10 protein-coding genes are annotated in these 10,921 nt (G+C 63.9%); 4 read left to right on the plus strand and 6 right to left on the minus strand.

Going from position 1 to position 10,921, the window contains the following annotated elements:
- Positions 1-70 precede the first annotated feature (70 nt).
- The gene (gene lpxC, locus WDB66_RS00635; protein ID WP_339396492.1) at positions 71-985 is read left to right on the plus strand and encodes a UDP-3-O-acyl-N-acetylglucosamine deacetylase; all 915 of its coding nucleotides are present in this window, start codon (positions 71-73) and stop codon (positions 983-985) included.
- Between the two features lie 93 nt (positions 986-1,078).
- Here lpxC and WDB66_RS00640 read toward each other — a convergent pair whose 3' ends face one another.
- Complete coding sequence (locus WDB66_RS00640) at positions 1,079-1,519, minus strand: DciA family protein (RefSeq protein WP_339396493.1); 441 nt, start codon at positions 1,517-1,519, stop codon at positions 1,079-1,081.
- Between the two features lie 24 nt (positions 1,520-1,543).
- Here WDB66_RS00640 and WDB66_RS00645 point away from each other — a divergent pair, with 24 nt between their 5' ends.
- From WDB66_RS00645 to WDB66_RS00655, 3 genes are all read left to right on the plus strand, one after another.
- Positions 1,544-2,485 carry a M23 family metallopeptidase gene (locus WDB66_RS00645; RefSeq protein WP_339396494.1) on the plus strand — a complete coding sequence of 314 codons (942 nt, stop codon included), beginning with the start codon at positions 1,544-1,546 and terminating at the stop codon, positions 2,483-2,485.
- Between the two features lie 136 nt (positions 2,486-2,621).
- A complete protein-coding gene (gene secA / locus WDB66_RS00650; protein WP_339396495.1) occupies positions 2,622-5,354 on the plus strand; it encodes a preprotein translocase subunit SecA in 2,733 nt (910 codons plus the stop codon).
- Between the two features lie 98 nt (positions 5,355-5,452).
- Positions 5,453-6,463 (plus strand): Nudix family hydrolase, encoded by a 1,011-nt coding sequence (locus WDB66_RS00655; protein ID WP_339396496.1) that lies wholly within the window; start codon positions 5,453-5,455, stop codon positions 6,461-6,463.
- A gap of 137 nt (positions 6,464-6,600) precedes the next feature.
- On the opposite strand, the gene arsC is transcribed toward WDB66_RS00655, so the two are convergent.
- The 5 genes from arsC to WDB66_RS00680 form a co-directional block, all read right to left on the minus strand.
- Positions 6,601-6,951, minus strand: coding sequence for an arsenate reductase (glutaredoxin) (arsC, locus tag WDB66_RS00660; RefSeq protein WP_339396497.1), 351 nt, complete (start codon positions 6,949-6,951; stop codon positions 6,601-6,603).
- A gap of 82 nt (positions 6,952-7,033) precedes the next feature.
- Positions 7,034-9,454 carry a TonB-dependent receptor plug domain-containing protein gene (locus WDB66_RS00665; protein ID WP_339396498.1) on the minus strand — a complete coding sequence of 807 codons (2,421 nt, stop codon included), beginning with the start codon at positions 9,452-9,454 and terminating at the stop codon, positions 7,034-7,036.
- 327 nt (positions 9,455-9,781) lie between these two features.
- On the minus strand, positions 9,782-10,159 hold the full coding sequence (locus tag WDB66_RS00670) for a Na+/H+ antiporter subunit G (RefSeq protein ID WP_339396499.1): 378 nt from the start codon (positions 10,157-10,159) through the stop codon (positions 9,782-9,784).
- On the minus strand, positions 10,156-10,398 hold the full coding sequence (locus tag WDB66_RS00675) for a K+/H+ antiporter subunit F (RefSeq protein WP_339396800.1): 243 nt from the start codon (positions 10,396-10,398) through the stop codon (positions 10,156-10,158). Before WDB66_RS00675 ends, WDB66_RS00670 begins: the two co-directional genes overlap by 4 nt.
- A gap of 23 nt (positions 10,399-10,421) precedes the next feature.
- The gene (locus tag WDB66_RS00680; protein WP_339396500.1) at positions 10,422-10,919 is read right to left on the minus strand and encodes a Na+/H+ antiporter subunit E; all 498 of its coding nucleotides are present in this window, start codon (positions 10,917-10,919) and stop codon (positions 10,422-10,424) included.
- Positions 10,920-10,921 lie beyond the last annotated feature (2 nt).

Below are 10,921 nucleotides of genomic sequence, written 5' to 3' on the forward strand. Positions count from 1 at the left end.
CCGGCAGCCCGCAGGTGTGCTATTGTCCAGCGCGTTTTAATGCGCTCCATCCCCGGAGAACGCCACAACAATGATCAAGCAACGCACCTTGAAGAACACGATCCGTGCCACCGGCGTGGGTCTGCATTCCGGCGAAAAGGTCTTCATGACCCTGCGCCCGGCCGCTGTCGACACCGGTATCGTGTTCCGCCGCACCGACCTTCCCGAGCCGCGCGAAATCCGCGCCACGGCGGAAAACGTCGGCGACACCATGCTTTCCTCCACCCTGATCGAAGACGGCATCCGCGTGGCCACGGTCGAGCACCTGCTGTCGGCGATGGCCGGACTGGGCATCGACAATGCCTATGTCGACCTGTCCGCGCCGGAAGTGCCGATCATGGACGGTTCCGCCGGTCCCTTCGTGTTCCTGCTGCAGTCGGCCGGTATCGAAGAGCAGTCCAAGGCCAAGCGCTTCATCCGCATCAAGCGCACCGTCACTGTCAAGGACGGCGACAAATGGGCGCGCTTCGAGCCATTCGACGGCTTCAAGGTCGGCTTCTCGATCGACTTCAAGCATCCGGCCTTCCCGGCCAGCCTGTCCAAGGCCGAGATCGACTTCTCCACGACTTCGTTCGTCAAGGAAGTCAGCCGCGCGCGCACCTTCGGTTTCATGAAGGACATCGAGATGCTGCGCGACCACAATCTCGCGCTCGGCGGCTCGATGGACAACGCCATCGTGCTGGACGACTACCGCGTGCTGAACGAGGACGGCCTGCGTTACGAGGACGAGTTCGTCAAGCACAAGATCCTCGACGCGATCGGTGATCTGTACCTGCTGGGCCACAGCCTGGTCGGCGCGTTCTACGGCTACAAGTCCGGGCACCAGCTCAACAACCAGCTGTTGCGCACACTGCTGGCCGATGCCTCGGCCTGGGAAGAAGTCACCTACGAGGACAACGACAGCGCGCCGATTTCCTACGCGCACCCGGCCCAGGCCGTGCTTTGAGCTTTGAGAACCCGGTTGCGTTTGTGAGCTTTTGTTATTGACTTGCGGGTTGGCGGGTCGCGAGACTCCCCAACCCGAACGCAGGATGAATGATCAGGCCATGGAGGCCAATTGCAGCAGGCAGGCACGGAGTTCCTCGTCCTGCACGGTTGCAGCCGCAGCGCGCAGTGATTCGCGTGCTGCGGGCGAAAGGGGTGAAGGCGGTGCCTCGTCCGGGGGGACGGGCAGCATCGTTGCCACTTTCACGGAGATGTCGCTGGCAGGAATGCCGGCCGCGCGTGCTGCGTCCAGAAGATCGGCCGCATGCAGCCGCAGCCTGGCTTTCCAGACAGGGCCATCGGCCAGAAAGACAAGCCTGTCGTCGCGCAGGTTTCCCAGCCTCACATGGGAAGCCAGCGGCTCCGGCAGGGACTGGCGCAGTTGCCGGTCGAGCGCGCTGAGCTGCATGGCGCGTTCGATCAATCCATCGGGAACGCTGGAAAGTGCCGCCGAAAGGGCGGGACGGAAGGCGGATTTTCTGGAAGGTGGCTGCATGGGCAAACGAGAACGGATTGAGTGATGAATGTCATCATCGTATCGAAGTTTCTGAAGACGCCTCGGAAACTTTGCCTGCGGGAACCGCGCATCGCCGCACTGCTGTTCACCGCAATGCTGCTGCTGCTGGGAATCGGAGCAGCCACCGGGTACGGGATACGTGCCGGAATCGCCGGACAGTCGGCGCAGGACATCGAGGCGCTGCGCCTCCAGATCGAACAGCAGCAACAGGCCTTCGAGCAGACCCGCAGCGAGGCCCAGCGGGAGCTCAACGCGATGTCGGTCAAACTGGCCGAATTGCAGGCCGAATCCAACCGCATCAACGCCCTCGGCGCGCGCCTGACCAAGATCGCGCGGCTGGATGACGGCGAATTCAACTTCGACGAACCGCCCGCCGTCGGCGGTCCGGAACGCAGCAGCTCCCGCAGCCAGCGTCCTGCCGCCGCACCGGATGGCAGGCAGTTGGGTAGCTCGATCGACGCGCTCTCGCAGCAGATCTCGATGCAGACCCAGCAGCTGATCCTGCTGGAAAGCGTGCTTTCCGACCGCGAACTGGACGCCAGCCTGCTGCCCGCCGGCATGCCGGTGCGCACCGGCTACGCCTCCTCCGGTTACGGCCGCCGTGCGGACCCGTTTTCCGGCTTTGGCGAATTCCATCGCGGGGTCGATTTCGCCGGCCCGCGCGGCAGCGAAATCTATACCGTGGCCGATGGCGTGGTGCAGTTCGCCGGTCGCAGCAACGGCTACGGCAATACCGTGGAAATCGACCATGGCAATGGTTACATGACCCGCTACGCGCACAACGACAAGAACCTGGTCACGGTCGGCGACCGGGTCAAGGCCGGTCAGGTGATCGCCAAGATGGGCGCCACCGGGCGCGCCACCGGCACCCATCTGCACTTCGAAGTCTGGCTCAATGGCCGCGTGGTCAACCCGAACCAGTACCTGCGCAACGCACGCGGCTAGAGGTCATCGCGCATGACGGTGGCGACTTGATTCGCCGCCAGCGCATCCCCACGTTAAAATCCCCTTTTGCCAAGGCCGCTGTGTGCGGCCTTTCGCGTGTGCCCTCCGGCACGGCTTCCTTTTTTCGGACCTTTCCATGCTCAACAAGCTCCTGACCGGCCTCTTCGGCAGCCGCAACCAGCGCCTGCTCAATCAACTCAAGGGCAGTGTCGCCCGCATCAATGCGCTGGAAGAGCAGATGCAGGCGCTGGACGATGCCCAGCTCCAGGGCAAGACCGCAGAGTTCCGCGCCCGTCTGGAAAAGGGTGAAAAGCTGGACCAGCTGTTGCCCGAAGCCTTCGCCACCGTCCGTGAAGCCGCGCGTCGCGTGCTCGGCATGCGCCATTACGACGAACAGCTGATCGGCGGCATGGTGCTGCACATGGGCAAGATCGCCGAGATGCGCACCGGTGAAGGCAAGACTCTGGTCGCCACCTTGCCGGTCTACCTCAATGCACTGCCGGGCAAGGGCGTGCACGTGGTCACCGTCAACGATTACCTGGCGCGCCGCGACTCCGAGTGGATGGGCCAGGTCTACCGCTGGCTCGGCCTGAGCGTGGGCGTGGTCTATCCGGGCATGCCGCACGGTGACAAGAAGGGCGCCTACGCCGCCGACATCACCTACGGCACCAACAATGAATTCGGCTTCGACTATCTGCGCGACAACATGGCACTGTCGGCCGAGGAACGTTTCCAGCGCGGGCAGAACTTCGCCATCGTCGACGAGGTTGACTCGATCCTGATCGACGAAGCCCGCACCCCGCTGATCATCTCTGGTCCCACCGACGACACTCCCGACCTCTACATCAAGGTCGACCGGATCGTGCCGAAGCTGGTGCGCCAGGCCGATGAACAATCCGAAGGCGACTACTGGGCCGACGAGAAGGCCAAGCAGGTGCACCTGTCCGAAGCCGGCATGGAACACGCCGAACAGCTGCTGCGTGAAGCCGGCATCCTGGAAGGCGATGACAGCCTGTACTCGGGCCAGAACCTGGCCGTGGTGCATCACCTCAATGCCGCGCTGCGGGCCCACTCGCTCTACAACCGCGACGTGGAATACCTGGTGCGCGATGGCGAAGTGGTGATCGTGGATGAATTCACCGGCCGCACCCTGGCCGGGCGACGCTGGTCCGATGGCCTGCACCAGGCGATCGAGGCCAAGGAAGGCGTAACCATCCAGCGCGAGAACCAGACGCTGGCCTCGATCACCTTCCAGAACTACTTCCGCATGTACGACAAGCTCGCCGGCATGACCGGTACGGCTGATACCGAGGCCTACGAGTTCCAGTCGATCTACGGCCTGGAAGTGGTGGTAATCCCGACCCATCGCCCGATGCAGCGCAAGGACGAGGCGGACCTGGTGTTCATGAAGCGCCCGGCCAAGTTCAAGGCGATCATCGAAGACATCAAGGAACGCAACAAGAATGGCCAGCCGGTACTGGTCGGTACCACCTCGATCGAAACCTCCGAACTGCTCTCCAATGAACTGAACCGTGCCGGCATCCCGCATGAAGTGCTCAATGCCAAGCAGCACGAACGCGAGGCGCAGATCGTCGCGCAGGCCGGTCGTAGTGGCGCGGTGACGATCGCCACCAACATGGCTGGTCGCGGTACCGACATCGTGCTCGGCGGCTCGTTGGAAGCAGAGCTGGAAGCGCTCGGCCCGGATGCGACCGAAGACGCCATCGCCGCAGCGCGCGCCGAGTGGCAGAAACGCCACGACGCGGTGCTGGCCGCCGGTGGCCTGCACATCATCGGCACCGAGCGGCATGAAAGCCGCCGCATCGACAACCAGTTGCGCGGCCGTTCCGGCCGTCAGGGCGATCCGGGCTCCTCGCGCTTCTACCTGTCGCTGGAAGACAGCCTGATGCGCATCTTCGCCTCCGACTGGGTGCAGCGCGCGATGCAGCTGCTGGGCATGAAGGAAGACGACCATATCGAAGACAAGATGGTCAGCCGCCAGATCGAAAAGGCGCAGCGCAAGGTCGAAGCGCACAACTTCGACATCCGCAAGCAGCTGCTCGAATACGACGACGTGGCCAACGACCAGCGCAAGGTGATCTACAGCCAGCGCGATGAACTGTTGGTCAGCGATTCGGTCGCCGATGTCGTTGCCGAGATCCGCAGTGATGTGATTTCCGACATCGTGGCGCGCTTCGTTCCGCCCGATTCGATCGATGCGCAGTGGAACCTGCCGGGCCTGGAAGCGACCCTGCTGGAGGACTTCGGCCTGTCGCTGGACCTGCAGCGCCTGCATCGGGAAAAGGACGAGATCACCGCCGAGGAGATGGCCGAGCATGTGTCCGAGAACTTCGAGCGTCTGTTCCGCGAGAAGGAGGCGATGATCGGTTCGGAGATGATGCGCACGCTGGAAAAGCACGTGATGCTGACGGTGCTGGATTCCAACTGGAAGGAACATCTGGCGCGCATGGACTTCCTGCGCCAGGGCATCCATCTGCGCGGTTACGCGCAGAAGCAGCCCAAGCAGGAATACAAGCGCGAAGCCTTCGAACTGTTCGGCCAGATGCTGGACAAGATCCGCACCGAGGTGATCAAGCTGCTGGCGCGGGTGCGCATCCGCTCGGAAGAAGAAGTCGCGCAGATGGAAGAGGCCGAGCGCCAGCGCAACGCCGCGCGCAGCCAGGCCATGCAGTTCCGCCACGAGGACAGCGGTGGTCTGGGTGCCGACGAAGAGGCCGCCCAGGTGGCCGCACAGGGCGTTGCACACCCGACCCCGGTGATCCGCGAGCAGCCCAAGGTCGGTCGCAATGAGCCGTGCCCCTGTGGTTCGGGCAAGAAGTTCAAGCACTGCCACGGGCAGTTGGCTTGATCGCAAGGGATGAAGAAGCGGGATGACCCGCCTTCGGCTGTTGTGCGGCGGCGGGGTGTGCAGTCGTGTACCCTGACCGCAGCACGTGCTGATCGCCGATGAGCAGTCCCGCCCCACACCCGCCCGAACCGCTGGAGTCGACACCGCCACTGCACGTGGTGGCTGGTGTGCTGCAGGATGCGCGCGGACGCATCCTGCTGGCACGGCGCGAAGGCCGGCGTGAGCTGGCCGGGCTCTGGGAGTTTCCCGGCGGCAAGGTCGAGGCTGGGGAAACATCGCGCCAGGCGCTCGCGCGGGAACTGAACGAAGAACTCGGTATCGACGTGGAACCGGCAGCGGCACAGCCGCTGATCGCGGTGCCGCACCGCATGGCCAACGGCCGCCGCATCCTGCTGGATGTCTACCGCATCCAGCGTTTTTCAGGCCGCGCGCGTGGCATGGAATCCCAGGCCGTGACCTGGGTGCTGCCCGAACGGCTGGGCAATTATTCGATGCCCGGTGCCGACCGACCGGTGGTCGCGGCGCTGCGCCAACCTGATACCTATCTGATCACGCCGGAATTCGTCGGCGATACAACGAATTTCATGCAGCGCCTGCAACGCGCGTTGCAGGCCGGCATCAACCGCATCCAGCTGCGGCCACGCGGGCTGGGCACACAGACGCTGTCGGCCATGGCCGCGCGCGCCGCTGAACTGGCGGCCGCGCATGATGCAGAGTTGCTGCTCAACAGCGGCTCGTTCGGGCTGGAGAACGGATTGGAACTGGCAGGAAACCTCGGCTTGGGTCTGCATCTGACAAGCGGCGACCTGGCCCGGCTCGATGCCCGTCCATTGCCGGAAAACCTGCCCTGCGCCGCATCCAGCCATGATCTGGAACAACTGCAAAAGGCGCAGGCGCTGGGTCTGGATTTCGTCGTGCTCGGCCCGGTCAAGGCCAGTCACACGCATCCGGACGGGACGCCAATCGGTTTTCCCGGCTTTGCCGCCTTGCGCGAGGAAGTGGTGTTGCCGATCTACGCGCTGGGCGGACTCGGGCGCGAAGACCAGGCCACGGCCCGCGCCCATGGTGCCCAGGGCGTGGCCGCGATCCGGGCGTTGTGGCCGAACTGAAGCAGCACGGCTGAAATAGCGGAGCTGAAACGGTCGAACGCAGCAGCTTATGCATGCGTCCGCCGCTGCGGATTTCGGTGCGTCGGATCCCAGTGCGGCGGATTTCAGGGCGTGTGAAGCGCACGGACGCCGTTCTCTCAGCCCAGCAACTCCTTCACCACTTCCGCCGGCCGGCAGACCCGCGCGCCGCGAGGCGAGGACACCACCGGGCGGTTCAACAGGATCGGATGTTCGGCGATCGCGGCCAGGATGCGCTCCTCGTCGACTCCTTCCTGATCCAGTCCCAGCTCGGCGCACAGGGCTTCCTTGGTGCGCAGCAACGCCTGCGCCGGCTGTCCCAGCGCATCACGCAGGGCACGCAGCTGTGCGATATCCGGCGGCGTTTTCAGGTACAGCACCACCTCCGGCTCGATACCGGCCTCGCGCAGCGTGGCCAGTACCGTGCGCGAGGTGCCGCAGTTGGGGTTGTGGTAGAGGGTCCAGCTCATGTCGGTGCACCGGTTCGGGTCGATGCAGTGATTGTCGCACTACCTTGCCAAGGGCGCAGGACGGCCTGCGCCCTTGCTGGCCTTACCAGGCGTAGCTGATCCGCCCGTAGGCGAACGCGCCGTTGAAGCCGAATGGCGACTGGCTGTTGTACGGGAACTGGCCCGTGGTGGAGTTCAGGTAGATGTTTTCGTCGGGATACTCGTTGAGCAGATTGTCCGCGCCCAGAGTCAGGGTCCAGCGGTCGGCAGGCCGGTAGCTGACCGAGGCATCGAGCAGCCACTTGGCGCTGAAGGTCTGGTCACGAGCGGCAAGCGCCGCACTGGACTGGCGCGTGGTGTAGGCGCCGTAACGGGTTGCGGCCAGGTTGAAGTCCCACTGCGTGAAGTTCCAGTTGGCACTCAGGGTCGTCTTGGTGCGCGGATAGCCTTCTTCGAAGCGCGCCTGCTCATCGCGGGCGATGCGTTCCAGGTCCGCACCCAGGGCGCTGAGCTGCGACGGATTGGGCGCGATGCGGGTGATCTCGGTCTTGTTGTAGTTGTAGCCTGCGGTCAGGTTCAGCGTGCTGTTGGACAGCGGAATGCTGTAGCTGCCGACCACGTCCACGCCCTGGGTGCTGGTGTCCACCGCATTGGTGAAATAGCGTGCGCTGGTAACGTTGGTGATGCCCAGGCTGGCAAGCAGGTCGGTGACCGCCTGGTTGGCGAGCAGGTTGGACGAGAGCACGATGCGGTCATCGATGTCGATGTCGTAGGCGTCGATGGTCAGATACAGGCGGTCGATGGGTTGCAGGACCAGTCCCAGGCTGTACGACAGAGAAGTCTCGGCCTTGAGCGGTTCGGCGCCGAGCGCCTGTGCGGCCTCGCTGGTGGTGCGGAAGGTGCCAGATTCGTAGAACACGCCGCTGACAATATTGCTGGTGACGGCTTGGTAGTACTGCTGGCCCAGCGCCGGCGCCCGGAAGCCCGATGCCACCGTGCCGCGTAGTGCGATCGCGTCGTTGAAGGCAAAACGTCCGGAGAGCTTGCCGGACAGCTCGCTGCCGAAATCGTCGTAATCCTCATGGCGCAGGGCGATGCCACCGGAGAAGCGTTCGGTGAAATCGGCTTCCAGACCGGCATAGAGGGCATGGCTGCCACGATCAAAGCTGCCTGCATTGGCCGGGGTGAAGCCGCCAAAGCCCTGAGCACCCGAGCCGGTGTAGGAATTGGGTTCGCCGGCGTACTGGCTCCACTCCTCGGTGCGGTATTCGGCACCCAGCGACAACGTGGCCGGATAGGCCAGACCGATGTCGAGCGGGCGCGCCAGATCGAGGTTGAACAGGTGCTGGGTGTATTCCAGGTTGCCGTCGTAGAAACGCGTCGGACTGCCGGCACCGAGGCTGTAGTTGATCGAATTCTGGGTGTAGAAGGCCAGGTCGTTGCGCCCGTAGTTGTAGCTCAGATCCCAGCTCCAGGCGCTGTCATCACCGCCACGCAGGCCGGCAACGAACGAGTAATCCTTGGATATCTGGTTGATTTCCGGGACATATCCGTTGGGGTAAGTCTGCTCCAGCAGGGCGCCTTGGCCGCTATGGTTGCGCGATCGGTAGAAGGCGAACGAGACGATGTCGCGCTCGCCGACAATGGCATGTGCGTAGGCGGTGGTGGTGTCGGAGATATCCAGCTCGGTGTTGAAGGCGACGTTCACAGCTTCCACCGCAGGATCACCATAGATGAACCCCTTTTCACCCACGCCGGGGTTGTTGCCGTTGTGCGGATTCGGCGTTACCCCTTGCGAGGGTTCTGGCCGGTAGGGGCGGGCGCGGTTGGTGTAATCCTGATCAGTGATCTGGCCGGAAAGATGCAGGCGGCCCAGCCCGTTGGCGTAGGACAGGCCAGTGTCACCTGACAGCTGTACACTGCGACCGTCGCCGGCCGAATACTGGCCCGCATCCAGTACCAGACTTCCGCCACTGCCGCTGCCCTTGAGCACGATGTTGACCACGCCGGCGATGGCGTCCGAGCCGTACTGGGCCGAGGCGCCGTCGCGCAGCACTTCGACCCGGGCGATGGCCGCGATCGGGATCGCATTCAGATCCACTGCCGAGGAGCCGCGGCCGATGCTGCCGTTGACGTTGACCTGGGCCGCGATATGGCGGCGCTTGCCGTTGACCAGCACCAGCACCTGATCCGGCGCCAGGCCGCGCAACTGCGCCGGGCGCACGCCACTGGTGCCGTCGGTGATGGCTGGACGCGGGAAGTTCAGCGAAGGCAGGGCGCGTGACAGCGCGGTCGCCAGTTCCAGCGTGCCGGTAGCTTGCAGGACTTCTGGTGTAATGATGTCGATCGGGGACTGGGATTCGGCCACGGTGCGATCACTGACGCGCGTACCGGTGGCGATCACGGTATCCAGTGCACGCAGTTCCTCGTGCTGCCCGTCCGGGCGTGGCGGATCCTGTGCCAGTGCGGCGCCGGCAGGAAACAGTGCGGCGGCAATCGTCAGGGCGAGGGGGCGGATGATCATGGCAATAACTCCGTAAAAGGGCCGGGCGGGTGGTTGGACCATCGCCCGGTGATGGGAAGCCGGTACCGCATTACGTTCCGTGCAGGGAGATTGTCGGGCAGCGGGAATGCCGCACAATGCGGACCGCATGCTGTATCCACGATGCAGGTCGGAGCGGGAATCAGATGATGATCGCGCAGCCGCATCCTGTAGCCGAGTTATTTCATGGCATCTTCTTATTGCTGCGGGGAATGAGTCAATGGCGCCTGGGCGCCATTGCTGGCATGCGCCAAAGCGGCGTGGCAGGGGCCGGTGAGCGCCGCAGTGCCAGGCGCTGCCCGAGGCGGCCTACAGATCCGAATCCGGCTGCGGCTGGCTGGCGTCGTCTTCGTTCGGATCCGGGGTTTCGTCGGTCGGGCACTGCGGGCGCTTTTTCAGGCGCAGCGAGAGGGCTGCCTTGGCCATCATGTGGGCGCTGATCGGTGCGGTGATGATCAGGAACACACTGATCAGGACTTCACGCGGGTGGAAGCTGTTGCCCACCAGCGCATGGTAGAAAACCGACACGACCAGAATGCTGCCCACGCCCATCGTCGTGGCCTTGGTCGGGGCGTGCAGGCGCTTGAAGAAGTCCGACAGCTTGACCAGCCCGATCGATCCGACCAGGGTGAAGAAGCACGCCACCAGCAGCAGCGCCGACAGAATGATCTCGGCGAACAGGTTCATTCCACGATGTCCCGTCGTAGCACGTACTTGCTCAGCACCACGGTGCTGACGAAGCCCAGCATCGCGATCACCAGCGCGGCCTCGAAATAGATCTCGGACCTCAGGTACATGCCGTCCAGGATCAACAGGGCGATGGCATTGATGTTCAATGTGTCCAGCGCCAGGATCCGGTCGGCCACGCCCGGACCACGCAGCAGGCGGTAGAGCGCAAGTAGCATCGAAATGCCGATCACGTGCATGGAGATGAGGATGGCGATCTCGATCACGGGAAGATTTCCTTCAGCGGCGCCTCGTAGCGGGTCTTGATTTCTTCGATCAGCGCCTCCGGATCGTCCAGGTGCAGCGCGTGGATCAGGATGTACTGGCGGTCATCGGAGAGTTCGGCCGATACCGTGCCGGGTGTCAGTGTGATCAGGCTGGCCAGGGCCGTGATGCCATGGATATTGGTGAGGTCCAGCGGCACCCAGACCCAGCCCGGGTGGATGTCGGCCCCGCGTCCCAGCACCAGTCTTGCAACGTTGATATTGGCCCGTACGATGTCGTGCAGCATCACCAGCACCAGCTTCGGCAAGGGCCGCAGCGTACCGATATGGGCGAACTCGCGTTCCAGCCTTCGTGCCACCTGCGGGATCAGAAGCGCCAGCAGCAATGCCAGCACGACATGTCCAGCGGTCACCGTGTTGACCAGCAGCAGGCCGGAGATGAAGACCGTCAGGCTCAGCGGGATCGAAGGGATGATGGTCTTGAGGCGCTTGCGCATGG

It is taken from the genome of Denitratimonas organivorans, from assembly GCF_037478135.1.
Taxonomy (GTDB): domain Bacteria; phylum Pseudomonadota; class Gammaproteobacteria; order Xanthomonadales; family Xanthomonadaceae; genus Denitratimonas.

Excerpts from the sequence above, each read along its gene's own strand:
- lpxC (WP_339396492.1), top strand. The coding sequence starts at position 71 with ATGATCAAGCAACGCACCTTGAAGAACACGATCCGTGCCACCGGCGTG.
- WDB66_RS00640 (WP_339396493.1), bottom strand. The coding sequence starts at position 1,519 with ATGCAGCCACCTTCCAGAAAATCCGCCTTCCGTCCCGCCCTTTCGGCG.
- WDB66_RS00645 (WP_339396494.1), top strand. The coding sequence starts at position 1,544 with ATGAATGTCATCATCGTATCGAAGTTTCTGAAGACGCCTCGGAAACTT.
- secA (WP_339396495.1), top strand. The coding sequence starts at position 2,622 with ATGCTCAACAAGCTCCTGACCGGCCTCTTCGGCAGCCGCAACCAGCGC.
- WDB66_RS00655 (WP_339396496.1), top strand. The coding sequence starts at position 5,453 with ATGAGCAGTCCCGCCCCACACCCGCCCGAACCGCTGGAGTCGACACCG.
- arsC (WP_339396497.1), bottom strand. The coding sequence starts at position 6,951 with ATGAGCTGGACCCTCTACCACAACCCCAACTGCGGCACCTCGCGCACG.
- WDB66_RS00665 (WP_339396498.1), bottom strand. The coding sequence starts at position 9,454 with ATGATCATCCGCCCCCTCGCCCTGACGATTGCCGCCGCACTGTTTCCT.
- WDB66_RS00670 (WP_339396499.1), bottom strand. The coding sequence starts at position 10,159 with ATGAACCTGTTCGCCGAGATCATTCTGTCGGCGCTGCTGCTGGTGGCG.
- WDB66_RS00675 (WP_339396800.1), bottom strand. The coding sequence starts at position 10,398 with ATGCACGTGATCGGCATTTCGATGCTACTTGCGCTCTACCGCCTGCTG.
- WDB66_RS00680 (WP_339396500.1), bottom strand. The coding sequence starts at position 10,919 with ATGCGCAAGCGCCTCAAGACCATCATCCCTTCGATCCCGCTGAGCCTG.